General features: G+C 59.8%; 21 protein-coding genes. 5 read left to right on the plus strand and 16 right to left on the minus strand.

Translation table 11 applies throughout. The features are described 5' to 3' along the window. Window positions 1-135: 135 nt before the first annotated feature. The 5 genes from rpsU to ISP19_RS08860 all read left to right on the plus strand — a co-directional run bounded on the left by rpsU (window position 136) and on the right by ISP19_RS08860 (window position 3,938). Window positions 136-351, plus strand: coding sequence for a 30S ribosomal protein S21 (rpsU, locus tag ISP19_RS08840; RefSeq protein WP_115477777.1), 216 nt, complete (start codon window positions 136-138; stop codon window positions 349-351). A 365-nt stretch (window positions 352-716) separates the two neighbouring features. After that, a complete protein-coding gene (locus ISP19_RS08845) occupies window positions 717-1,163 on the plus strand; it encodes a GatB/YqeY domain-containing protein (RefSeq protein WP_204681001.1) in 447 nt (148 codons plus the stop codon). A gap of 113 nt (window positions 1,164-1,276) precedes the next feature. Next, a complete protein-coding gene (locus ISP19_RS08850; protein WP_204681159.1) occupies window positions 1,277-1,447 on the plus strand; it encodes a DUF1328 domain-containing protein in 171 nt (56 codons plus the stop codon). Between the two features lie 67 nt (window positions 1,448-1,514). Beyond that, window positions 1,515-3,254: a DNA primase gene (dnaG, locus tag ISP19_RS08855; RefSeq protein WP_204681002.1), complete on the plus strand. Its 1,740-nt coding sequence runs from the start codon at window positions 1,515-1,517 to the stop codon at window positions 3,252-3,254. Between the two features lie 66 nt (window positions 3,255-3,320). Further along, window positions 3,321-3,938: a DedA family protein gene (locus ISP19_RS08860; RefSeq protein WP_204681003.1), complete on the plus strand. Its 618-nt coding sequence runs from the start codon at window positions 3,321-3,323 to the stop codon at window positions 3,936-3,938. Between the two features lie 253 nt (window positions 3,939-4,191). On the opposite strand, the gene ISP19_RS08865 is transcribed toward ISP19_RS08860, so the two are convergent. The 16 genes from ISP19_RS08865 to ISP19_RS08940 form a co-directional block, all read right to left on the minus strand. Then, complete coding sequence (locus ISP19_RS08865) at window positions 4,192-5,706, minus strand: efflux transporter outer membrane subunit (protein ID WP_204681004.1); 1,515 nt, start codon at window positions 5,704-5,706, stop codon at window positions 4,192-4,194. A 2-nt stretch (window positions 5,707-5,708) separates the two neighbouring features. Further along, on the minus strand, window positions 5,709-8,801 hold the full coding sequence (locus tag ISP19_RS08870) for an efflux RND transporter permease subunit (protein ID WP_204681005.1): 3,093 nt from the start codon (window positions 8,799-8,801) through the stop codon (window positions 5,709-5,711). Continuing rightward, on the minus strand, window positions 8,794-9,921 hold the full coding sequence (locus tag ISP19_RS08875; RefSeq protein ID WP_204681006.1) for an efflux RND transporter periplasmic adaptor subunit: 1,128 nt from the start codon (window positions 9,919-9,921) through the stop codon (window positions 8,794-8,796). Before ISP19_RS08875 ends, ISP19_RS08870 begins: the two co-directional genes overlap by 8 nt. A 250-nt stretch (window positions 9,922-10,171) precedes the next feature. Further along, window positions 10,172-11,836 (minus strand): Na/Pi cotransporter family protein, encoded by a 1,665-nt coding sequence (locus ISP19_RS08880; RefSeq protein WP_204681007.1) that lies wholly within the window; start codon window positions 11,834-11,836, stop codon window positions 10,172-10,174. A 226-nt stretch (window positions 11,837-12,062) separates the two neighbouring features. Beyond that, window positions 12,063-14,729, minus strand: a complete 2,667-nt coding sequence (gene mgtA / locus ISP19_RS08885) for a magnesium-translocating P-type ATPase (protein ID WP_204681008.1) — start codon at window positions 14,727-14,729, stop codon at window positions 12,063-12,065. Window positions 14,730-14,884: 155 nt separating this feature from the next. After that, the gene (locus ISP19_RS08890; RefSeq protein ID WP_204681009.1) at window positions 14,885-15,136 is read right to left on the minus strand and encodes a hypothetical protein; all 252 of its coding nucleotides are present in this window, start codon (window positions 15,134-15,136) and stop codon (window positions 14,885-14,887) included. Window positions 15,137-15,482: 346 nt separating this feature from the next. Further along, the gene (locus ISP19_RS08895; protein WP_204681010.1) at window positions 15,483-16,370 is read right to left on the minus strand and encodes a PLP-dependent cysteine synthase family protein; all 888 of its coding nucleotides are present in this window, start codon (window positions 16,368-16,370) and stop codon (window positions 15,483-15,485) included. Window positions 16,371-16,402: 32 nt separating this feature from the next. Next, the gene (locus tag ISP19_RS08900; protein ID WP_204681011.1) at window positions 16,403-17,617 is read right to left on the minus strand and encodes an MFS transporter; all 1,215 of its coding nucleotides are present in this window, start codon (window positions 17,615-17,617) and stop codon (window positions 16,403-16,405) included. Between the two features lie 27 nt (window positions 17,618-17,644). Beyond that, window positions 17,645-18,415 (minus strand): alanyl-tRNA editing protein, encoded by a 771-nt coding sequence (locus ISP19_RS08905; RefSeq protein ID WP_204681012.1) that lies wholly within the window; start codon window positions 18,413-18,415, stop codon window positions 17,645-17,647. Next, window positions 18,408-19,193, minus strand: a complete 786-nt coding sequence (locus ISP19_RS21490) for a serine O-acetyltransferase (protein ID WP_204681013.1) — start codon at window positions 19,191-19,193, stop codon at window positions 18,408-18,410. Before ISP19_RS21490 ends, ISP19_RS08905 begins: the two co-directional genes overlap by 8 nt. Before the next feature lie 5 nt (window positions 19,194-19,198). Next, window positions 19,199-19,645 (minus strand): hypothetical protein, encoded by a 447-nt coding sequence (locus tag ISP19_RS08915; RefSeq protein ID WP_204681014.1) that lies wholly within the window; start codon window positions 19,643-19,645, stop codon window positions 19,199-19,201. Window positions 19,646-19,647: 2 nt separating this feature from the next. Further along, window positions 19,648-20,364 carry a cysteine desulfurase family protein gene (locus ISP19_RS08920; protein WP_204681015.1) on the minus strand — a complete coding sequence of 239 codons (717 nt, stop codon included), beginning with the start codon at window positions 20,362-20,364 and terminating at the stop codon, window positions 19,648-19,650. 277 nt (window positions 20,365-20,641) lie between these two features. Continuing rightward, the gene (cyoE, locus tag ISP19_RS08925) at window positions 20,642-21,508 is read right to left on the minus strand and encodes a heme o synthase (RefSeq protein WP_204681016.1); all 867 of its coding nucleotides are present in this window, start codon (window positions 21,506-21,508) and stop codon (window positions 20,642-20,644) included. Then, a complete protein-coding gene (locus ISP19_RS08930; protein ID WP_204681017.1) occupies window positions 21,505-22,662 on the minus strand; it encodes a COX15/CtaA family protein in 1,158 nt (385 codons plus the stop codon). The genes cyoE and ISP19_RS08930 overlap by 4 nt, the downstream gene beginning before the upstream one ends. After that, a complete protein-coding gene (locus tag ISP19_RS08935; RefSeq protein WP_204681018.1) occupies window positions 22,662-23,231 on the minus strand; it encodes a hypothetical protein in 570 nt (189 codons plus the stop codon). The genes ISP19_RS08930 and ISP19_RS08935 overlap by 1 nt, the downstream gene beginning before the upstream one ends. Next, the gene (locus tag ISP19_RS08940) at window positions 23,228-23,968 is read right to left on the minus strand and encodes an SURF1 family protein (protein ID WP_204681019.1); all 741 of its coding nucleotides are present in this window, start codon (window positions 23,966-23,968) and stop codon (window positions 23,228-23,230) included. Before ISP19_RS08940 ends, ISP19_RS08935 begins: the two co-directional genes overlap by 4 nt. Window positions 23,969-23,981 lie beyond the last annotated feature (13 nt).

Below are 23,981 nucleotides of genomic sequence, written 5' to 3' on the forward strand. Positions count from 1 at the left end.
ACCGCCGATCCGCGCGATACCCTCGCGCGCCTCACGCCCTTTTTGGTTGCCGGCACTTTGAATTTTTTACCGGTCTGAGGGTATACTTTGCGGCTCGCCCGTTTCTGCGGGCCCGTTTACTATTCCGGAGTTTCCATGCCCAGCGTAAAAGTCCGCGAGAACGAGCCGTTCGAACTCGCCCTGCGCCGCTTCAAGCGCACCTGTGAAAAGGCCGGCGTGCTCGCCGAGACCCGCAAGCGCGAGTTCTACGAGAAGCCGACCCAGGAGCGTAAGCGCAAGCGCGCCGCTGCTGTGAAGCGTCATCTGCGCCGTCTGTCGCGCGACGTTTCGCGCAAGACCCGCCTGTACTGAGCGTTCTCCGCCCAGGCGGATCCTGAGTTCGGGCGCGTTTCGCGCCGGACCGCTCAAGTGTTTGCAGCCGGGCGCGTTCATCCGCCGCCGCTGCCAGCCAAGTACCTGCACTGGCCGACGTTGCCCCGCAACGTCGGCTTTGTGCTTTCCGAAGCAGCTAGGGATGCGCCCATCCAAGCTGCGCAGGTGCCACCGGATTCGTCCGTTCGCACCCCTTCCTCGCTCCTCAGGACCGAGTACATCCATGTACTCTCCGGGCTGCGGCCCATTGTTTCGACAGATCGTAGCCTGCCTCGCCGGGGTGCTGTGGTCTGCGACCGGACAAAGCCGGCAACCTACGCAGCATCGATCGGAGCATCCCTGCCATGAGCCTCAAGCAACAAATCACTGACGACATGAAGACCGCCATGCGTGGCGGCGACAAGGACCGTCTTGGCGTGATCCGCCTGATCCTGGCGGCGATCAAGCAGCGCGAGGTGGACGAACGCATCCAGCTGGACGACAGCCAGGTGCTCGCCGTGCTGGAGAAGATGCTCAAGCAGCGCAAGGATTCTGTCAGCCAGTACGCCGCCGCCGGCCGTGACGACTTGGCCGATATCGAGCGCGCCGAAATGGCGGTGATCGAAGCCTATATGCCGGCCAAGCTCAGCGATGCCGAGATCGAGGCCATCATCGAGGCCGCGGTCGCCGAGACCGGCGCCAGCAGCGCACGCGACATGGGCAAAGTGGTGGGCGTCGTGAAGGGCAAGCTGGCCGGCCGCGCCGACATGGGCCAGGTTTCCGCGCGCATCAAGGCACGTCTGGGCGGCTGATCGCACGACTCCGTTTCATGGCGTCACCCACGGTGACGCCATGTTTCCCCGTTCCCGTGCTTGAATAAGCCAGCAGGCCTGGATAGGGCCAAGCCACGGGGAAACACATGCATCTGCTCAAATGGGCCATCGTCTTCGGCCTCGTCTCGCTGGTGTCGGGCTGGCTGGGCTTCGGCACCCTGTCCGGCGTCACCGCCACCATCGCCAAGGTGCTGTTCGCCATCTTCGTGGTGATTTTCCTGCTGGTGATCCTGGCGGTGATCGGACTGATCCATCTTCTGTAATGTCCGACCGATACCGCCCTCGCAAAGCGTGAATGGCATAGCGGCGTCCGGCTAGACTAGCTGGACTATGCGCGGCCGCATCCCTGACAGCTTCATCGACGAACTACTTGCCCGCGTCGACATCGTCGACGTGATCGAGCGGCGCGTGCCGTTGAAAAAAGCCGGACGCGAATGGACCGCCTGTTGCCCGTTCCACAACGAGCGCACGCCCTCGTTCTATGTCAGCCCGGCCAAGCAATTCTTCCATTGCTTTGGCTGTGCCGCGCACGGCAGCGCCATCAAGTTCCTGATGGATTACGAGCGGCTGGAATTTCCGGATGCGGTGGAAGAACTGGCGCAATCGGTCGGACTGAAAGTGCCTTATGAAGGCGCGCGCGACAACGCACCGCGCGAGGACAAGACCGATCTGTACGCCATGCTGGACGCCGCTGCGCGCTGGTATGAAGGTGAACTGCCGAAAAATGCAGATGCCAAGGCGTACTGTGCCAAGCGCGGCCTGGATGCCTCCACCATCGAACGCTTTCGCATCGGCTGGGCGCCGGCGGGTTTTGATGGCGTGATCCGCAGCCTTGGCACCAGCGATCGGCGCATGCAGCTGCTGACCGAAGCCGGCATGGTGGCCAGCAACGAGCGTGGCAACAAGTACGACCGCTTCCGCGAGCGACTGATGTTTCCGATCCTGGATCGCCGCGGTCGCGTTATCGCTTTTGGCGGCAGGGTGTTGCAGTCGGAGCAAGGTCCGAAATATCTCAACTCGCCGGAGACCCCGCTCTTCCACAAAGGCCGCGAACTGTTCGCGCTGTGGCAGGTAAAGCAGGCCAACAGCAACCTCGCGCGCATCGTGGTGGTGGAAGGCTATATGGATGTGATCGCGCTGCATCAGGCGGGTCTGCCGATTGCGGTCGCCACGCTGGGCACGGCGACCACGCCCGAACATACCGAAGTGTTGTTCCGCGCCGCGCCGGATGTGGTGTTCTGTTTCGACGGCGATCGCGCCGGCCGATCCGCCGCATGGAAGGCGCTGGAATCCGCCCTGCCCCGCCTGCGTGACGGACGCCAGGCGTATTTCCTGTTTCTTCCGGAAGGCGAAGATCCGGACACCTTGGTGCGCAAGGAGGGCAAGGAAGGTTTTGAAAAGCGCCTTCGTGAAGCGACACCGCTTTCGGAATACTTCTTCAGCGAGCTCTCGCACGATGTCGATATGGCAAGCCTGGACGGCCGCGCACGACTCGCCGAACGCGCACGCCCGCTGATTGCCCGCCTGCCGGATGGCGCATTCCGCGACCTGATGGCGCAGGAACTGGAAAAACGCAGCGGTGCGCGCGCCGTGCTGGAGCCTGACACCCACGCTCGCCGCCCCGTACAACGCCCCGTCGCCGTGCAGCGCTCCCTGGTTCGCAGCGCCATCTCGCTGTTGCTCGCGCAACCCGGCGTCGCCGATCAGGTGGAACGGCCTTACGGCTTTCTGCGCCTGAAAAAGCCCGGCGTGGAATTGCTCGCCGAACTGCTGGACACCGCCCGCGCACGACCGGGCATCAACCCGGCCATGCTGGTCGAACATTTCGCGGACCGCCAGCAGGAATACCACGCCTTGCAAAAACTGATGGCGGCCAACGTGGTCGGCGAGCCGGAAACCCAACGACTCGAATTTTTCGATGCGCTCATGCGCATGGAGCAGCAGATCGTCGATCAACGCCGCGATGAGCTGGTCGCCAAGAACCGCGAAGGCACGCTCGACAGCGCCGAAAAAGCCGAGCTGCGCGAACTGCTTGCCGCCCGCGCGCCGTCGCCGACCGCGGCATCATGAGTTTGGCGTCATGTAACGCGCAACCGGACGCGCGACACTCTGCCATGCCGACAACAAGGATCGTCGATGGATTTGCTTGAACGCCTGATCACGCTATTTGCCGAAAACGGCTACGTAGCGGTGTTCATCGCCCTGCTGCTGTGCGGCGCAGGCATTCCATTACCTGAGGACATCACCCTGGTGGCCGGCGGCGTGATTGCCGGACTGGGCTATGCCAATGTACACATCATGGCAGCGGTGACCATGGTTGGTGTATTGGTCGGCGATGCGGCGATGTTTCTGCTAGGACACCATTTCGGCGAACACATGCTGCAGTGGAAGCCGATCGCTTGGCTGATGCCGCCGCGGCGTTACGTCAAAATGCAGGATAAATTCGCGCGATACGGCAATCGCCTGATGTTCTTCGCGCGCTTCCTGCCCGGCATGCGTACCGCCGTCTATATCACCGCCGGCGCCACGCATCGGGTCAGCTTCTGGCGCTTCCTGATGCTCGATGGGCTCGCCGCGCTGATCAGCGTGCCGTTCTGGGTGTATCTCGGTTACTTCGGCGCGAACCGGCGCGAATGGCTGGGGATGTGGATCCGTCGTGGTCAAAGCAGCTTATGGCTGCTGGGCGGCCTGGCGCTGGTCGCCATGCTTATTTGGTGGTGGCGGCGTCGCCAGCGCAAGCTGCAGGCTCGGTAGGTTGGTGGTAAGCGAAGCGCATCCCAACGTTGCCATGTCATGTTTTGCGCGCAAAACATCCCGGGCCAATGATGATTCACCGTCGTGCCAGAGATGGCGATGTTGGAGTGCGCTGGCGCTTACTCCAACCTACGCAGCGGTGTTCGAGACGGACTCGGGTTATCCCCGGACTTGGTCCGGGGTAACCCGAACAGGCGGCCGGGCAGTGCTGGGTTACGCGGGGCAACCCAACGCGAAAACGTACAGCCTTGGCTTACCGGTTGGTCTTGAAGCCGGTCGATGCCGCCACGTCCTGCCGATTCCACCAGCCACCGCCTACTGCCTGGAACAAGGCGACGCTGTCGGAATAACGTGCTGCACGCGCCTGGATCAGGGCAAGCTCAGCCTGGCGATAGGTCACCTGCGCGTTGAGCAAAGCCACCATGCTGATATCGCCCACGGCGTATTCACGCTGTGCGATCTGCAGACTGTGGGCGGCTGCCCGTTCGGCACGCGCGTCGGCCACCATGGCATCCGCATCGGACTGCACGGCGTGCATCGAGTCAGCCATGTTCTGCAAGGCGGACATCACTGTGCTGCGATACTGCTCGGCGGCCTGCTTGTAGGCAGCCTCTGCAGCACGCTGGCGATGCTTGAGCGTACCGCCGTCGAAGATCGGCGCGGTGATGGCCGCACCGATATTCCAGAAGCCGGTACCGCTGCCGAACAGGTTATGCATCTGATCGGTCGCGCTACCGCCGTTGGCCGAGATATTGATGTTCGGCAAACGGGCGGCGAATGCTACCCCGACCTGTGCGCACGCTGCATGCAGGTTGGCTTCGGCCATGCGTACATCCGGGCGCTGCTCGACCAGGCGCGCGGGCAGACTCAAGGGAAGATCCTGCGGCAGCTGCAATGCATCGAGCTCGAAATGTGCGATGTCCTGATCCGGCGCACGTCCGCTGAGTACCGCCAACAGGTCGCGTTGCTGGGCGAGCTGTTTTTGTAGAGGCGGCAAGGTCGCACGTGTCTGTTCCAGGGTCGCTTCCTGGGAGGCAACATCGGCATCGCCCATGTCACCCAGAGCCCGCTGCTTGCGCGTGGTGTCGAGGATTTTCTGCTGGCTGTCGATCATGTCCCGCGTGGCATTGATCTGCGCACGCAGCGACGCCTCACCCACCGCCGCATTCACCACGTTGGTGGTGAGCGTGAGATAGGTGGCCTCCAGCTGAAAGCGCTGCGCGTCCGCCTGCGCGACCAACGATTCCACCGAGCGTCGATTCGCGCCCCACAGATCCGGCGTGTAGGAAATGCTGAGCTGCGCCGTCGTGAGGTTGTACAGGGTGGCATTGGAAGAGACATTGCTGGTGAGCACCGAGCCGACCTTTTGCCGCGTCGGATCCACGCTCGCACTGACTTGCGGGAAGTACTGGCCTTGCTGTGCACGCACGCTCTCCACCGCTGCGCGCAAGGCTTCCTGCGCGGCGGCGACATCCGGGTTGTGCTTGATCGAGTCGTCGATCAGGAGATCCAGGGGTTGGGAATGGAACAGGGTCCACCACTGGCCCGGAATATCCATGTCGCGCACGAACTGTTGCGCACTACCGTCCGGCCCGGGCACCGATGCCGTGGTCTTGGGCATGGGTGTCGGGGCATAGTTCTGACTGGCTGGTGCGGCCGGCCGGTGGAAATTCGGACCGACTGCGCAAGCGCCGAGCGCGAAGGTGATGCCAAAGGCAAGCAAGCTGCGACCGGCGCGCCGTAATGCAAAGTCCTGGTTCGCGTGCATGGTCAGATCTCCGCCGCAGAGGGCGCATGGCCCCAGTGCTTCTGGATGAAGTTCTCGAGACCGTAATAGAGCGCCGGGAGAATGAAGAGCGTGAGCAAGGTGGCGATCGGCAGGCCGCCCACCACCACCGTGGCAAGACCGCGCTGTACGTCGGTGCCGATGCCGGTGGCCAAGGCCGCCGGCAACATGCCGATACTTGCCACCGTCGCTGTCATCAGCACCGGTCGGAATCGTTCGGTAGCGCCGACCAGTACCGCCTCGTTGAGCGACAAGCCTTCCTTTCGAACACGGTTGATGTTCGACACCATGATGATGCCGTTCTGCACGGCGACACCGAACAGCGCGATAAAGCCTACCGCCGTCGCAATGTTCAGCGTTTCGCCGCGCACATGCAGCGCGATCAGGCCACCCACGGTAGCCAGCGGCACTACGCCAAGCACAAGTACGGCCTGATGGAATTTGCCGAACTCCCCGAACAGGAGCACCGCCATGATCGCCATCACCATGCCCATCACGACGATCAGGCGCGCCTGGGCACGCTGTTCGTTTTCGAAGTTGCCGGCCCATTCCAACGTGTACGTCTGCTTGTCGAAATGCACCTTGGCATTGATTTGCGCCTGCGCGTCGGCCAGGTAGTCCGACAAAGCACGGTCACGGTTATCGATGCGAATGGTCAGCTCGCGTTTGCCATGCTCGTGCGAAATCGTGCTCTCGCCCATCACCAGCTTGATGTCCGCGACTTCCTTGAGCGGCACCTGCGCGCCGCTGGACGAAGTCAGCGGCAGTTCGCCAACCGCTTGCAGGCTATTGGCCACGTCATTGGAGACGCGCGCGGTCACGTTGTAGATGCGATCGCCCACATATACCTGGGTGATCGGCGCACCGCCGATAGCCGTCTGGATCAGATTGGTGATGTCACTGACGTTGATGCCGTAGCGCGCCGCCGCATCACGGTCCGCCGTGATCTCCAGCTGCGGAATCGGCGGCTCCTGGAAGATCGACGCATCGGCCGTGCCGCGAATACCCCGGAGTACGTCGACGATCTCGTTTCCGATGCGGCGCATTTCGTGGAAGTCGTCACCGTAGATGCGCAGCACCAGCGGGCTGTGCGCGCCACCGACCATGTCGTTCTCACCGTCGATGATCGGCTGGCTGATACCCACCGTGATGCCCGGAATCTGCTGCAGGCGCGCGTTGAACTTGCGCAGGAATTCCGCCTTGGTTTCACCATGCCAGCTACTGTAAGGGTGGAGGCCCACGGCGGCCTCTACGTGCGAAGGCGTCCACGGGTCGGTACCGGTGTCGTTGCGGCCAAGCTGTGTGACGATATATGACACCTCGGGGAATTCGCGCACGACTTTCCGCAGCTGCGCCGTCATCTGGCTGGCCTTGTCCAGCGACAGACCGGTCGGCATCTGTACCTGCAGCCACAACGAACCTTCGTCGAGATCGGGCAGGAATTCGCGGCCAATCGTGGCGCCGAGAATCAGCACGCCGCAGAACGCCACTGCCGCGACCGAATAAGCGATCGGCAGACGATGCAACAACTTGCCCAGGGTATGCGTAAACGCTGCCTGCAAGCGCTCCAGCGGCTTGTTGTGGAACAGCTTGCGCGGTTTGCGCAACGCCAGATAGGCCAGCGCCGGGGTCAACGTCACCGTGCACAGCAGCGCCGCGAGCAAGGCGTAACCCACGGTGAAAGCCATCGGGCGGAACAGCTTGCCTTCCGCATGTTCGAACGCGAACAACGGCAGATAGGCGGTGATGATGATCATGGTGGCGAAGAAGATCGAGCGACCCACGTGCCCCGTCACCGTCATCACGTCTTCTTCGGTCAGCACCTCGGTCGGCTTCTGCTCGCGCCTGCGCAGGATCGCCTCGGTGACCACGATCGCGCCGTCGACAATCACGCCGAAGTCGATCGCACCCAGCGAGAACAGGTTCGCCGACATGTGGGTGAACTGCATCAGGATGAACACGGTCACCAGCGACATCGGAATCGCGACCGCCGCAACCAGCGCCGAACGCGGGCTGCCGAGGAACAGGATCAGCACGATACATACCAGCCCGATGCCTTCCATCACCGTATGGAAGACCTTTTCCTTGGTCGCATTCACCAGATCGTCGCGATCGATGTACGGCACGATGTAGACATCTTGCGGATTGAGCTGCTTGCTCAGCTCGTCGACCTTGGCGTGGATGCCCTCGAGCACCTTCGAGGCGTTTTCATACTTCAGCAGGTCGACAATGCCCTCGATCGTGTCGGGGTTGTTGTCCTTGCCCAGGATGCCCTCACGAACCTGGTGGCCGTAGCGCAATTTGCCAAGCTCTTTCACCAGCACCGGCACGCCATTGTTCTGCGTGACCACGATGTCGCCCAGGTCCTTCAGCGAGTGCACCATGCCGATGCCACGCACGATGTAGGACTGCTCGCCACGCGTGATACGGCCGCCACCGGCATTGGACGTATTGGCGGAAATGGCAGCGGTAACCTGGTTGACGCTGACGCCGTAATGCAGCAACTGCTGCGGATCCAGCTCCAGCTGAAATTCCTTGGTGAAGCCGCCGAAGTTATCGACGTTGATCACGCCGGGCACTTGCTCCAGCGCCGGGATCACGATCCAGTTCTGGATCTCCGAAAGCTGCATCAGGTTCTTGGTCTTCGATTCGAGCGTATAGCGATAGATTTCCCCGGCAGGCCCAGTCACTGGATCGAGTCCGGGCGTGATGCCCGGCGGCAACGTGACCTGGCTGATGCGCTCCATGATGCGCTGACGTTCCCAATAATCGTCAGCGCCATCCTTGAACACCATGGTGATCAGCGACAGCCCGAACGTGCTGCTCGAACGCATGCTGACCAGGCCCTGGGTGTCAGCGAGGCCGCGCTCCAATGGCGTGGTGATCTGTTGTTCGATTTCCTCCGCAGCCAGACCGGGCACCTGCGTGGTGACCTGCGCGGTCACGTCGCTCAATTCCGGATAGGCCTCGATGGCAAGCTGCGTCCAGGAGTAATAGCCGAAACAGATGACAAGAATCGTCACAACGATGAAAAGCATTCGCTTTTCAAAGCAAAAACGGAAGAGCTGATTAATCATTGAGCAGCACTCCGCTCCGGACGATCACGCGATCGCCCGCTTTCAGCCCCTTCAGCACACGCGTGCCGTCGCTTTCGTCGTAGCTCAGATCCACCGTGCGACGTTCGAACGTCCACGGCGCCACTTCGACGAATACCGTGATGCTGTCATTGTTCATCAGCAACGCCGACTCCGGCACGAACACTTCGTCCGGCTGCGGAATGTCGATGCTTACGTTGGCGAACATGTTGGGCTTCAGACGCAGATCCGGATTGGCAAACACCGCGCGCACCAGGTCGCGGCGCGTGTCCGGTTGCAGCACGGGACTGACGAAGCTCACCGTGCCGTGGAACACCTGATCCGGATAGGCGGTCAGTACAGCGCTGAGCTTCTCGCCCTTGACGATCTGGCCAATATCGCTCTCCGGTACGTTGGAGGTGATCCATACCGAATCGAGATCGGAGATGGTCATCATCGCCGCAGTCGGGTCGTTGACGTACATGCCCGGCGCTACTGAGAGCGCGGTGACATAGCCCGTGGCCGGCGCCGTGATCTGCATCGGACGCGTAGCCTCTGCACCTTGGGTGCCGCCGACAGCAGTGAGCCGCGTTTGTGCGCGGTTGTACTCGTACAGCGCCTGGTTGTAACCACTCTGCGCTGCTTCCAGATCCTTCACGGCGTTACCGCCCGCCACTTTCACTGCGCGGGTACGATCGAGGGTCTTCTTGGCGAGATCGAGTGCATCTTTTGCCTTGTAGACATCCGCATAAGCTTGCGCCAGATCACCGGAATCGATGACGGCCAGCAACTGCCCGCGCGTGACGTGATCGCCCAGGCCCACTTTCAACTCGGCAACCTTGCCGGTGAGCGGGGGCAGCACATTTACCGTACGCGCGGGATCGGCCTCGACATTTCCCGGGAAGACCTTGGCGTGCGGCGCCTGACGCATCTCCACCGGCTGCACCACCAGCTCTTTGCGCAGCGGTGAACCTTCGGGAATCTTGTACAAGCCGTGATCAATGGTGAACGCGGGAGGTGCTTCGGTTGCCTGATCGCCACCGTGTGAGCAAGCGGCCACGCTCAACGCCACGGCGATCATGATGGAAAGCCGCGACCCATTTTTACTCAGCAGATGAAACATAAAGATTTTTCCCTTCGGCTCGACGCTCGAATGCGTTCCCCGTCACCACGAGGCCACAGAGCTGTTGCAAAACGGTGAAGGGAGACCTGGCAGTAGGCAAAATCACTATCAGTCATATCCCCGGACCGCGGTTTGGCCGCCCAAAACCACCGCACCCGGGTGAGGCTCCGTAGCAGGAGCGCACGCGTCGACAGAGGTCAGTAAGGCGGGCTAATACTGGAAGGTTCAGCTTGCGTGTGACTGTCCAAGTTCAGGTTTTCCCCTCTGCCAAAGTAGTGGTGTTGGGTTGGACCAACCTGCCTTGCAGCAGGCCGGCACGTTCCAGCGGCAGATAAGCCAATGCCGCCAGATGCGAATGAATGCGCTTGAGGTCGCGCAGGATACGCAAATAGACATCACCGCCGCCACCATCGCGCTGCTCACGCAAGGCGCGGATGTGCCGATCGGATGCATCGTTCTCCAGGCGCCACAGCAATTCCTTGCGCTCGATCAACTGCTGAGCTGCACGCAAGTCGCCACGCATGAACACTGCGATGCCCAGCCGCAGGCTTTCCATCACTTGCATGTGCATGTTCGCAAGATCCTGGATGTCGTCGGCCGAAAAATCCTGCCCCCGTTCGGCCTTCTTGGCAGCGAATTCCATCAGGTTGTTGGCGGTGATATCGCCGATGTGTTCGATGTTGATCACGAACGCATGAATTTCCTGGCTGCGCTCTCCATCTTCTTCGTTCAAGGCTTCACTGCCGAGATCGGCCAGATACTGACGAATCGCCACCCCGAGACGATCGAGGTACGGATCCATCTTGCCGATTTGCGCCGCGCGTACCGTGTCGTCCTTGCCGAAGATCTCGACCAGGCCCTTGAGCATGCCCTCGACCATATCGGCCATGCGCATGGATTCACGCGTCGCGTTCACCAGCGCCACGCCGGCGCTTTCCAGCGCCGCTTCATCCAGATACAGCGGCAACCCCGGATCGGCCGGGCGCGGGGGCTCTGGCAGCATACGTACGAGCAATTGCGACAGTTTGCCGACAGGAAAGATGAAGATCAGCGCCAGCGCCAGATTGAATGCGGTGTGGAAATTCACGGCGATGCGCGCGGGCGAATCACCCAGCGCAGCCAGCCAATGCGCCAACGGATGCAGCAGCGGCAGGCAGACCAGGCAGCCGAACGCACGCACCAGCAGATTGCCCAGCGGCAAACGGCGCGCCACCGGCGTGTGTGCTTCCAGCAACGCAGGCAAGGTGCCACCGAGATTCGCGCCCAGCACCAATGCCAAGGCACCCGGGGCATCGATCACGCCGCCGGTAGCCAGCGACACGATCAGCAGCACCACGGCGACACTGGAATGGCACATCCAGGTCAGCGCTGCGGCCACCAGCATGGCGATGACCGGCTCGCCGGCGAGCGCCTGCATGCCTTCTTTGAGCAACTGAGCGTTTTCCACCGGCGCCATCGCCAGCACCAGTAGATGCAGCGCGAGCAGCATCAGGCCCAAGCCGATACCTACGCGACCGAGGTTCTCATAGCGTGCATCGTCACTACGACGATGCAGCGTGGTGCCAAGCAGAATCAAGATCGGCGCGACCAAGGCGATATTGAACGACATCACCTGCACGATCAGCGTCGTACCGACGTTCGCGCCGAGCATCACCGTCAAGCCGGGTGCCAGTCCCAGGAAACCATTCGCCGCAAACGAGGTGGCCATCATGCCGGTCGCGGTACTGCTCTGCAGCACCGCAGTGATGCATACGCCAAACAGGAAGGCAGTCGGACGGCTGCCGAGAAAACGACCCAGCGAACGGCGCAGCGCGCTGCCATAACCGCGCAGCACACCGCTGGTGACCATATGCGTGCCCCACAGCAGCAGCGCCACATAGCCTGCGATGTCAAATAAAACGAATGTGCCTTTCATCTCGGCAACTCCAAAAACCCACGTGCTTCACACCTGCTCTTATTTCCGCCGGGCAGGACAATATGTCTGGCTTCTTTCTTCCGGAAAGAAGGCAACGGGATGGGACGCTCAACGAATGAGCCATGCTTGCGGCATACCCTCCGGCATGTCGCGGCTTCCCCTACCTCGCCCCTCCTCCACTGACCAGGAGGAGGGTTATGCCGTATTTTGCAACGGTGGTGGCAGATCAAAGCCAGTGCTTGAAGTGGCGGATGTAAGCCACTTTCACCACCTGGGTCAACGCGCAATACGCCACCACGGTCGCCGCCAGCCAGCTGAAGTATTCACCTGGCAAATGCACCATGCCGATCTTGGTGCCCACGGCGGTAAACGGAATGATCATGCCGATCACGATGATGGCCGTGGTCAATCCCAGCACCGGCGCCGCCGCTACGCTCTGCAAGAACGGGATCTTGCGCGTGCGGATCATGTGCACCACCAGAGTCTGCGTCAGCAGGCTCTCGATGAACCAGCCAGACTGGAACAGCGACTGGTGATCCGGACCATTCGCACCGAACACATACCACAGCAGGGCGAACGTGGTGATGTCGAACACCGAACTGGTTGGCCCGATCCAGGCCATGAAGCGGCCGATGTCGCTGGCATCCCACTTGCGCGGCTTACGTAGGTATTCCTCATCCATGCGATCGAACGGAATCGACAGCTGCGAGATGTCGTACAACAGGTTCAACACCAGCACCTGCAGCGGCAGCATCGGCAGGAATGGCAGGAAGAAGCTGGCCACCACCATGCTGAGCACGTTGCCGAAGTTCGAACTGGCCGTCATCTTGATGTACTTGATGATGTTGCCGAAGGTGATGCGTCCTTCGAGCACACCCTCTTCCAGCACCATCAGGTTCTTTTCCAGCAGGATGATATCGGCCGATTCCTTGGCGATATCGGTCGCGGTATCCACCGAAATGCCCACGTCCGCTTCGCGCAGCGCCGGCGCGTCATTGATGCCGTCGCCGAGGAAGCCAACCGTGTGCCCCTGCCGCTGCAGTGACTTCACCACACGCGCCTTCTGCAGCGGGGACATCTTGGCGAATACGGTGGTGCGCTTGACCAGCTCATCGAGCGCCGAGTCATCCAGCGGTTCGATATCGCGGCCCTGCGCAGAGTGCTCCACGTCCAGACCGACTTCGCGGCAGATCTTGCGCGTCACCGCTTCGTTGTCGCCGGTGATCACCTTCACTTCGACACCGTGATGATGCAGCGCGGCGATCGCCGTGGCGGCCGTATCCTTCGGCGGATCGAGGAAGGCCAGGCAACCCACGGCCGTCAGCCCGGCTTCGTCGGCCACGCCATAGGCACGGTTATGCGGCTCTTCCTGCTTGATCGCCACCACCAGCACTCGCAGGCCGTCTTCGTTGAGCCGGCGCGTCATCGCCTTGATTTCGCGGCGGCGCTCGTCGGTCACCGGCACGAATTCATCACCACGACGTTCCATCGAGCAGATGGAAAGCATCTCTTCCACCGCGCCCTTGCACACCAGCAAGTGATGGCCGTCGCCGTTGGCCAGCACGACCGACATGCGACGGCGCTGGAAATCGAACGGGATTTCGTCCACTACGCGATAGCGCGACACGATCGGCTCGAGGTCGCGATGCGCCAGCACGGCCTTGTCCATCAGGTTCTTCAGGCCGGTCTGGAAATGGCTGTTGAGATAGCCGTATTCCAGCGCGTCCTCCGAGTCCTCGCCGTCCAGGTCCAGGTGACGCTCCAGTACGATCTTGTCGAGCGTCAGCGTGCCGGTCTTGTCGGTGCACAACACATCCATCGCACCGAAGTTCTGGATCGCGTTGAGGCGCTTGACCACCACCTTGCGCTTGGACATCGCCATCGCGCCCTTGGCGAGATTGGCGGTCACGATCAGCGGCAGCATTTCCGGGGTGAGGCCGACGGCCACCGACAGCGCGAACATCAGCGCATCGAGGAAGCCGTGCTTGTACCACTGGATGCCCAGCACCACCGGCACCATCACCAGCATGAAGCGAATCAGCAGCCAACTCACGCTACTTACGCCACGGTCGAAGCTGGTCTGCACGCGCTCGCCCACAATGCTGCGCGCCAGCGAACCCAGATAGGTGCTCGCACCGGTGGCTACCACGACGGCGCTGGCCGTACCGCTCACCACGTTCGTGCCCATGTAGCAGATGGTCGGCAGATCCAGCGGATTGCCTTGCTGCACGCCATGTTCGCCAGCTTCCACCGCGTGAGCCTGCGCCAGGCCGACCTTTTCCACGGGCAGCGATTCACCGGTGAGGATGGCCTGGCTGATGAACAGATCCTTGGCGCCTAGCAGGCGCAGGTCCGCGGGCACCATGTCCCCGGCGGCGAGGTGCACGATATCACCCATCACCAGTTCGCCCACCGGCACTTCGATGCGCTCGCTATGGCCGTCCGAGGCGCGGCGCGTGACGGTGGCGGTGTTGCGCACCATCGCCTTGAGTTTCTCTGCTGCCTGCGAGGAACGATATTCCTGGGTGAAGCTGAGCAACACGCTGATGCCCACCATCACCGCAATGATGATCGGGCCCGAAAGATCGTCCGGGGTCAGGAACACCTGCACCACCGCCAGGATCAGCAGCACGATGATGAACGGGTTCTTGAAGGCGCGCAGGAGCTGGATCGTCCAGTGCGGCGGCTTCTCGTGCGATACCTCGTTCACGCCATCGCGGGACAGGCGCTCGGTGATCTGCTCTTCATTCAGACCTGCCGCGCTGGTATCCAGGCCGGCCAACAGGCCTTCATTTTCCTTGAACGCTTCCTGCGCAGCGGCCACGCGCGGGGGCGTGGCCGTAGTCTTGCTGACGGCCTTGGCCATAACAGCCTGGGAGGATTGCTTCATCATGTCTCGCTTCCGTGGAAGGGTGTTGCATGCGGTTCGGAGGCGAGCGTCTGGAACGACTTGCTTCCGCTAGGGCCATCCGCGCACAGGGCAAAACCACCCCAGCCGGATTACCAGCCAGGGGGGAGGCCACCCTTTGCGCAGATCACTCTGGCGCATTAGTGGCTAGATACCAGATGAAGATGACGGGACGTGCGTGAAGCGTCCGCCTGGTGCTCATGCCAGCGGGACAGCGGACGGCCCTGGGCGGACTCGATCTGCCAGTGCATATCGATGGGGGCGCGGTCAGCCGGCTTGTTGAGCGGCTGGGGGACGGTGACCGTCAGGGGAACACGTACAGCTTGACGGCGGCCGGTCAGGGAAAACCGACCCGCGGTGCGCAGACGAAAGAAATCGCGAAGGAGCTTCATGGGCCCATCTCCTTTATAACGGTGCTCGCGGCACCGTTAGGAGCGGGCCGGACTTCCCTAGTCGAGGAAAGCGCCGGCCAACCGCTGGCGGTTGCCGCGAACGATCAGCTTGTTATGCAATGCCGGCACCCGATGCTCGCGGATGTCGACGTTGCGACTAGGGTAAACGTCCATATGCCTTGGTTAAGTTCGGACAGAGGCCCTGCCGGCCATTGGCGCGCCGGTGGGCGCGTGCATTGTCGTGCTGCGGTGCGGGAGTGTCAAGTATCGGAAACGTATCTGAACGCCCTGGCGACTCCAGCTAAAGATCACCCCGTAATGACCTTCAAGGACGCCTCATTCGCCATCAATGCGAATACCAGAGCCCATGGTCATAAAAGAGCATGACGACCTTCTGATCGTCGGACATCCGCTCGGCCAGTCGCCTGGCCACGGTCAGGCAAGCGGCAGTCGTGTTTCCGATGAAATAGCCGCTGCGTTGGCAAAACCACCGCCTAGTCTCCATTGCGGCATCGAAAGTGACGGCATGACGGTCTTGAACCTGGCCCCAGTCCAGAAATGGCGGCGACACTCCGACCGACATTCCCTCGAAAGGATGGTCAACGAACACCCCTTTCGACGCGTCACAGCCCTCGGGCTCAACAAGAACACAGCTCACCTCGTAGCCAGATCCCATGAGAGCCCGCGCCACGCCCGTAAAGCTCGCTCCGGTGCCGGCACACGCAACGAACACAAGTCTTTTCACCGTCGGCCAACCATGCAGTTGCTCGACTATTTCGCGCCCGGTTTCGAACTCATGCGCATGAATACTAGCAATATTGCTGAATTGGTCGGTGTAGAAATAGCTACGGCCATTTCTTGAGGCCTGCTCCAGTTGCCGGCTAACGACCTCTTTTGGAGTCGCACCCTGCTTGAGCAACTCAACACCAATCAGCCGGGCTCCGAACATTTCCAAATACCGGCGTTTAATCGCACTGAATCCAAGTCCTACGGCGAGCTCAACAGGTATCTGCAACTTATTGCAGACGACAGCAAGACCAAAACCAAAATTTCCGCCGGTTTTTTCTATGATCGTTGTCTTACCCGGCACGATGTGACCATCACGAATACCCTTGTCGATAACTCTGTATGCAGCCCGTACCTTATGGCTACCACCTGGGTTATCGCATTCGAATTTCATCAGCACACCCGGCATAACCTCGCGCAAGGGTGTTCTGAAATCAGCCCTGTCCATAGGCATCCTCACAAATCGTTACGACTGAAAAGCTACCCTAAGGCAGCGCGTCGAGTACCACGCCAAGCCAAAATCAAGCCGATGGCGCATATTAAAAAGCAGGCTATATTGGTGTTCTTCCACCCGATCAAAGTCTGAAGCAGCGCGGGGGAAAAAGCTCCCACCGTTGCACAAATGGCGATTACCGAATCATTGATCCCCTGCATCCGATGCCGATTCTGGTCGGTGAGATACTTCGCTAACAGCGCACCACCTCCGATGTAGCTTAAATTCCAGCCAACCCCGAGCAAGATAAGTCCCGACAGCATATTGCCGAAGCTGCCAATACCAATCAGAGCCAGCAAGGTGGCTGCCATCAACAAAATGAAGCCGCCACACAACGTAAAACGAAAACCAAGTCTGACAACGATGAGTCCGGTAACAAACGATGGCAGGAACATGGCGAGCACGTGTCCTTGAATAGCAAGAGTGCTTGCGTCAAAGCTCATGTGCATTGAATCCATGACCAATGACGCCTGCACCATCAGCAGGTTCATGATCATGTAGGCGCTTGCAGAGGCAAAGATGGCTATCGCAATCGGCGCTGTCATTTGCTGCCGCACGACCATAAGGTCGGACGCCGCCTTTACCGGTATAGCCGGAATCGGCCTCCATACCGTTATCAACGCCATGGTGACCATACCGATTCCGACAAAGCTCGCATAACAAAGTGCGAACGGCGCATAACCTTCTGCGCTCCCCAATCCGATGGAAAGCCATGGCCCTATGAGCGCCGCCAATACCCCACCGGCGACAACCAGGGATACACCGCGCGGCCGCAACTCCATTGAAAGATTATCAACCGCGGCAAATCGATAGAAATTTGCGAACGCCACATAGGCACCCAGCAAACTGTGTGAAGTCACGAGCCCAACGAAACTAGCGTGCTCGACGGAAACAAACCCTACGCAACCGGCAGCGATCAACATCGTCGCACCCAGCAAAAATCCGGCCTTGCGTCCAAATTGGCGCATGAACAATGCGCCCGGATAAGTGAGGATCGCTACGATGGCAAACTGCACCCCATAGGGTAGCGTGGCCCACCCCGGCGATGGTGCAATCCGCTCGCCGGCCAATGCTGCTACCGAGACAGATACGACTGCGGCAGTGAGGTTCATGGCCTGGCATACCGACAACACATAAGTCGATGAAGGTAATCGTGTCAGCCCCTCATCCATTGAACTCGCTTCTGCACCCTTCGAATTCATCCATGACCTCCTTGCACACGTGACTCCTTATACGTGAAATGCATCGATTTCTGGCATCGCTTGAGCGAACTCGCACGCAATACGCTCCTTGCCGCTACCCATGCTTTTGCGGCGAACAGATATGGAGCCGATCGGAGTGGTCGAGTCAATATGTGTCCCTCCACACGGAATAACCCGCCCCTCACATTCCCAGTAACGGGCGTCGCGATATTCCGCATGTGCATACATATGTATTCGACTATTTCTCGTTACAAAGGCATTGGCCAGTCGTTCGATTTCCGCCAGCTCATCCGGCAAGAAACGACTACTGACAGCAAAGTCAAAGCGCGCCGCATCGCTCCGGATGTGACATCCCAGCGTGCCCGCCACTGCATCCGGCCTGACTTCGGAAACACCTAGATATACCAAATGTGATGCGGTGTGACTGAGAGAAAGACGTGCGCGCCTCATCACATCTATTCGCACCACAACCGGCATGCCGAGGCGGAGCTTTTCAAGCAAGCCCTTGTCGTCATCATGAACAACGTGTTCGATGACGCCATCCACGCCGATATCAGGCATATCAGGAATATGAACCCTCGTCGTATACATCTTTCGCACATGCACGAAGCGAATCTCAAATCCTTCGAGTGAGACAATCACACCATGATCCGATTCTTGTCCACCACCTTCGGGATACGCGACCGTTTCATCGAGCTCGATATAGTCGCCACCTATCTTCACGACCCGAGCGGAACACTCCGAAAGATGAGCGTCGTCGTAATAATACTTCCGCGTTGCTCGATCGAATTTATTCACGGATTTCAAGCTCCTTCAAATATAAGCGATCACTCTTTGCAGTATCGGAAGGATAGGTGACGACTTGCAAAGCGGTCTTCAACACGACCCTTGAACGCGGTTGAATATCTTGTCGCACGACGCAGTGCGGACCTATGAAAACGTCCTCACCAACGCTTATTGGGCCAAATAATCTTGCAAAGGCTCCAATTTGCACTCGATCTCCAAGCGTAGGATGGCGTTTTCCATGCGGATTACCGGCTATACCAACTGCCCCGAGGGTTACGCCTCCCAATACATAACAATCGTCGCCGATCGAGGACGTCTCGCCAATCACCGTCCCCCATCCGTGATCGAGCACGAATCTTCGACCAATGACACTTTGCGGGTGTATTTCCGCGCCAGAAAGCATCTTCCCGCGATACGAAAGCAAGTCGATGCTCGCCATGATGGCACCATCGTCCACGCTTGAATTTAGGCCGCAGCGTCCCTTGCAAAGGGCGTTCGTCAACCGATAGTGCGCAACCGCCTTGAATGAGGAATAACCCTGGGCGATAGCTCGCAGCGACCCTTTTGCCGCCGGATCTTTTTTCGCAAAGGCCAGCAGATCTTCAGCGGACGCTCTGACGGCCGCTTCGAATAACATGTCGTTCGTTACCTTCCTGACAAGACTTGGCTCACAACACTCCATCAAGGCAGCAGCTAACAGATTACTTACGATTTTCAGCGCTTCATCATAACGGTCGATCAGCTCACCAGACTCTTCTACAGCCAAGATGTCACACGCTTTTGCATTCACTTAAATCACCCAACCTTAAGCAAGGTGCGACGACAGATTTTTTCTGCCCGGATCGCCAAACTGAACCAATCGACTTGCTCGCTGAGATGACACCATGACAGTCGAATAGCACGTCTAGCAACATCGTCCGGCAAACCCATCGCAGTCAGAACATGGCTCGCTTCATTACTATAGGAATTGCATGCAGATCCAGACGAAACAGCTATATCTCGAAAGATAACGGACTTTAGCGTAGCCACATCCAAATCTTCTGGAAAAATGCAGTTGGCGACATTTGGCATGGTGCCGTTATCCGCCCCGATAACGATCGGGTGCAATCTCTCCAAACCATGCAATAAATCTCGACGAATGCGAGTAACTTTCTCCCGCCGAACCTCGTGGTCGCGGAGCGCCATGAAACATGCCTCGCCAAAGCCGGCGATCAGTGCGACAGGCAATGTGCCCGGCCGCAAGCCTAGCTCCTGGCCGCCCCATACATCAAAGGCGTCAAGGGCGCGCGGCGTCCATCGCACGTTCTAGCAATCATTGCACCGATGCCCTTGGGCGCAAAAAGCTTGTGACCACTGACAGAAATCAAATCGATGCGCCTGTTGCGCAGCGGCTCAAGGCATTTACCGAACCCCTGGGCAGCATCAACGTGAAAGTAGGCACTTTTATCTTGCAATCCGTCGGCTATTTCATCAACGGGCTGGATCGCGCCCGTTTCGTTATTTACCTGCATGACAGATATGAGCACCGTATCGGGTCTGATTGCTTCCAGAACATCGCTTGCTCTGATGCACCCGCGCGCGTCCGGCGATATCCAGGTGATTTCAAATCCATGCTTTGCGGCCAACCTTCTGACGGGTTCTAGCACGGCCTTGTGCTCGATTGTGGTCGTGACTATGTGCCTTTTATGGCTTTCCGCTGCATAGGACACCATGCCAAGAATCGCCAGGTTATTTGACTCGGTCGCACCACTAGTGAACACCACATCATTAGCCTCACACGCTATCACCTCAGCAACTTGTCGCCGCGCCTTATCTACTGCGCAGCGAGCTGTCCATCCATAAGCATGAGATGCACTGCCAGCATTACCGTATTCCTTGCAAAGGTAGCGTTGCACCACCTCCGCAACCTCCGGCTCAACCGGGGTTGTTGCATTGCAGTCGAAATAAGCGAACACATCCACTCCCATCATCCATGGCCGCCCGCTCGCCACATGAATTACGGCGATACTCGAGGTTTCGCGGGCCGACTGGGCGTAAGAATAATGGCGAACAGGTGACCATACTGATCAGAGGATCGGCCGAAAACGTGTCAGATTTGTTCCCGTGAAGGAGGATATTGAGTACTTCTTCAATCCTTATCGACTCACCAAATACCTGATAGCGGTACCTGACCACGCGCAACCCTCACAGCCAGCACAAAGCCATGATCACCATTAAGATGGATGCCTTGGGGGTAAGCTAGATCTTGTCGATCCAGTGATCGGCCAGCAGAAACGCAAACAGCGCCATTAGATAAATGATCGAATACTTGAAGGTGCGCATGGCGAAGTATTCGTCCGGCGGGTTCATCATGCGGATCGCGTAGTACAGAAAGCCCGCGCCCAATACCAACGCGCCGCCGAAATAGATCAGGCCGCTGTAACCGGTGACGGATGGCAGCAGACTCACGATTACCAGGAGAATGGTGTAGAGCAGGATGTTCCAGCGTGTATAACGCACGCCGTGGGTGACCGGCAGCATGGGTATCTCGGCGCGGGCGTAGTCATCGCGACGGAAGATTGCCAGCGCCCAGAAGTGCGGCGGGGTCCAGACGAAGATGATCATGCACAACTGCAGGGCGAACGGATGCAGGGCACCGGTAACCGCCGTCCAGCCCAGCACCGGCGGAATCGCTCCTGCCAGTCCGCCGATCACGATGTTCTGCGGGGTGGCGCGCTTCAAATACGCGGTGTAGACCAGGGCATAACCGATCAGGCCGCCGAATGTGAGCCACGCCGTCAGTCCATTCACCAGCAGAACCAGCACCACCATCGAGACGATACCGAGCAGGATGGCGAACACCAGCACCTGCCGCGGCTTGAGCTTGCCCGTCGCCAAAGGACGGCGCGCGGTACGCGCCATCAGCTTGTCGATGCGCTCATCGATCAGGTGATTGAAGGCCGCCGCCGAACCGGAAGCCATCCAGATGCCGAGCGTGCCGAACACCAGCGCACGCCACGGCGGAATGCCGGGTACGGCTAGAAACATGCCGATCACCGCGCAGAACACCAGCAAGGCGACCACGCGCGGCTTGGTCAGTTGGATGTATTCGCGAACCAGACTCATGCGAGCACGTCCGCTGCCTTGGAGCGCCATGGTTGCAAGCGAGTAAAGTTGGCCAGCAGCGTAAACAGCAGCAACGCAGCACCACCGTTGTGCATGGTCGCCACCGGCAGCGGCAAACCGAAATGCACATTGCTGATACCCAGCAACACCTGAAGGATCAATACCAGCCACAGCGCGATACCACCGAAGCGAAATCCATCACGCACCAGGCGGTACGACAACCAGCTCAGATAGCAAAACACCACCAGCGCACCGATGCGATGGGTGATCTGGATAGCGCTGCGCGCCGCCATATCCAGAATGCCGCCTTCATAGTTCACCCCGATCTCGCGCCACAACACGAAACCCTGGTGAAAATCCGTCGGCGGCGCCCATTGACCCAGGCAGGTCGGGAAATCGGTACCGCAAGCAAGCGCCGCATAGTTGGCGGAAGTCCAGCCACCCAACGCGATCTGGAATGCGAGCAGCACGATGCCGATCACCACCAGTTTGCGCAACGCTGCAAAACGATTGTCGGCCGCGCCGACGCCGTTGTAGCGCAAAGCTGCAAACGCCAGCAGCGCGAAGGTGGTCATGCCGCCTAGCAGATGCCCCATCACCACGATCGGTTTGAGCAGCAGTGTGACGGTCCACATGCCGAGCATGGCCTGGAAGATGATCACTGCCAGCGTCAGCACACTCACTTTCAGCGCTGCATGCTCGCGCAGCCACAACGCCCCTGTCATCGGCAGCAGGATGGCAAGCAAGGCCAGACCCGATGACCATTCACGCTCACCATGTAGATAGAGCGTGACACCCACTGCGGCAAAGACCGCGCTGATGATGATCGCCAGCAGCGTCACCCGATCACGCCGCGCGGCAATCAAGGCGAGTAGCAAGACCAGCACGCCGAGGGTGCCGGCCAGCATGCGGTGCACCTGCTCGCGCCACGCCTTGTCTGCCTCATAGGGACGATCCGGAAAGGCCAGGTCAGCCTCTGCCACCGCTTGCACCCGTTGTGGCCAGGTCGCCTCGCCATAGCAGGTGGGCCAGTCCGGGCAGGACAGACCCGCATTGGAAAGCCTGACAAATGCGCCAAACATCACCAGGCCGAAGGCAAATACCGCAGCCAGCACGGCGAGGTGGGGCACAATTTTCCGAAAACGCAAGGACATCAATGAATTACCTTTTGCAGATCCTTGCGCAAACCGCTGGGATCGAAACCATCAGGATACAGGGTCAGCGCCGTGCCGTCGGATTCCACCAGCAGCGCACTCACTGAATCCGGGGCAGACGGGCGGTAAATACCGAGGCTGCCGTCCACGTCGGTACCGAGCTGCCAATAGTTCTCCATGCCGTTGGTCGCCGCATCCGCCGGTGGCTGACCCAGGTAGAGCAAACGCAGCCGCGTCATGTTGTCACTGAGCGTGATGCGGGCAGCAGCCATCTTGGTCAGTGCTTGCATGCAATGTATGGCGCAACCCGGCCCAGCCAAGGCGATCAAGGTCATCCGCGGCGAACTGTCGCGCCATGGCCAGAGTTTTCCGTCGGCAAGTTGTATGCGCACCCGCTCCTGCTCGAAATTGCGCTGCGGCAGGATCGGCTCACCGTAAGCCTTGCCGGTGGGTTGCCAGCCGCTCAGATTGAGCAAGGCTGCGGCGATGATCGGCACCGCAAAGACGAGTACCACCAGCAGGAATTTCAGACGGCTGGCGCGCACGGCGCGGTTGGTCGGTTGAATCATGATTTGCTCTTGTTCGGACGGCGCTTGGTCCGATGCAGCACCACGAAAATCACCACCGCCGCGAGGGCGAAGGTGAACCATTGAAAAGCATAGGCCCGATGCCGCGCGGGAGGCATCGAGGAAAGGTCCAGCGTATGCACGCGCACATAGATCGCCGACGGATCTGCATCCAGCGCCAGCACCCGCGGATAAAGCGCTACGTGCAGATCGGCCGCGACCTGATCCATATCCAGATAGATCGAGGTCTTCGGCCATTGCGTTTGCTGCGCGAGCGCATTACCGCCCATTTCCAGGCCTTTGCCGGGCGGTGGCTCGTACAAACCCCGCAGGGTTTGTTGATCGGTGGACAGTGGCGGCAATTGCGGCGTCTTGCCGCTGCCATTGCCGGGCAGAAAACCCAGATCGACCAGCAGCAGCTTGCTTTGATGGCTGGGCTGGAACGGCACAAACACCTCCACTCCGCCCATGTCGTCATGCTTGGGGTTGTCCAGCAGGTAGAGACGATCGACCAAGTAACGACCCTGCACGCGCACGCGTGGATACACGTCATCGGGCGAATTGGCTGTCACGACAGTGAAGTCCTGCACCGGCGCGCTGGCCGCTGCGGCATACCGTCGCAGAAGTTCGTCCTTGTAGTCGGCGCGATGCAATTGCCAGATACCGAGGCGCACGAAAACAAGCACTCCTGCTGCCGTCAGCAGCACGGACCACCATGCAGGCCGCCTCATCCAGCTCATGCAGCGCTCCGGA

It is taken from the genome of Dyella flava (genome assembly GCF_016904955.1).
Taxonomy (GTDB): Bacteria; Pseudomonadota; Gammaproteobacteria; order Xanthomonadales; family Rhodanobacteraceae; genus Dyella_B; species Dyella_B flava.

What these genes read in the sequence shown, in the direction of transcription:
- ISP19_RS08860 (WP_204681003.1), top strand. Translation starts at nt 3,321, where the DNA reads ATGGATTTGCTTGAACGCCTGATCACGCTATTTGCCGAAAACGGCTAC.
- ISP19_RS08870 (WP_204681005.1), bottom strand. Translation starts at nt 8,801, where the DNA reads ATGATTAATCAGCTCTTCCGTTTTTGCTTTGAAAAGCGAATGCTTTTC.
- ISP19_RS08895 (WP_204681010.1), bottom strand. Translation starts at nt 16,370, where the DNA reads ATGGACAGGGCTGATTTCAGAACACCCTTGCGCGAGGTTATGCCGGGT.
- dnaG (WP_204681002.1), top strand. Translation starts at nt 1,515, where the DNA reads ATGCGCGGCCGCATCCCTGACAGCTTCATCGACGAACTACTTGCCCGC.
- ISP19_RS08935 (WP_204681018.1), bottom strand. Translation starts at nt 23,231, where the DNA reads ATGATTCAACCGACCAACCGCGCCGTGCGCGCCAGCCGTCTGAAATTC.
- ISP19_RS08930 (WP_204681017.1), bottom strand. Translation starts at nt 22,662, where the DNA reads ATGTCCTTGCGTTTTCGGAAAATTGTGCCCCACCTCGCCGTGCTGGCT.
- mgtA (WP_204681008.1), bottom strand. Translation starts at nt 14,729, where the DNA reads ATGATGAAGCAATCCTCCCAGGCTGTTATGGCCAAGGCCGTCAGCAAG.
- cyoE (WP_204681016.1), bottom strand. Translation starts at nt 21,508, where the DNA reads ATGAGTCTGGTTCGCGAATACATCCAACTGACCAAGCCGCGCGTGGTC.
- ISP19_RS08890 (WP_204681009.1), bottom strand. Translation starts at nt 15,136, where the DNA reads ATGAAGCTCCTTCGCGATTTCTTTCGTCTGCGCACCGCGGGTCGGTTT.
- ISP19_RS08880 (WP_204681007.1), bottom strand. Translation starts at nt 11,836, where the DNA reads ATGAAAGGCACATTCGTTTTATTTGACATCGCAGGCTATGTGGCGCTG.
- ISP19_RS08845 (WP_204681001.1), top strand. Translation starts at nt 717, where the DNA reads ATGAGCCTCAAGCAACAAATCACTGACGACATGAAGACCGCCATGCGT.
- ISP19_RS08940 (WP_204681019.1), bottom strand. Translation starts at nt 23,968, where the DNA reads ATGAGCTGGATGAGGCGGCCTGCATGGTGGTCCGTGCTGCTGACGGCA.
- ISP19_RS08865 (WP_204681004.1), bottom strand. Translation starts at nt 5,706, where the DNA reads ATGCACGCGAACCAGGACTTTGCATTACGGCGCGCCGGTCGCAGCTTG.
- ISP19_RS08875 (WP_204681006.1), bottom strand. Translation starts at nt 9,921, where the DNA reads ATGTTTCATCTGCTGAGTAAAAATGGGTCGCGGCTTTCCATCATGATC.
- rpsU (WP_115477777.1), top strand. Translation starts at nt 136, where the DNA reads ATGCCCAGCGTAAAAGTCCGCGAGAACGAGCCGTTCGAACTCGCCCTG.
- ISP19_RS08900 (WP_204681011.1), bottom strand. Translation starts at nt 17,617, where the DNA reads ATGAATTCGAAGGGTGCAGAAGCGAGTTCAATGGATGAGGGGCTGACA.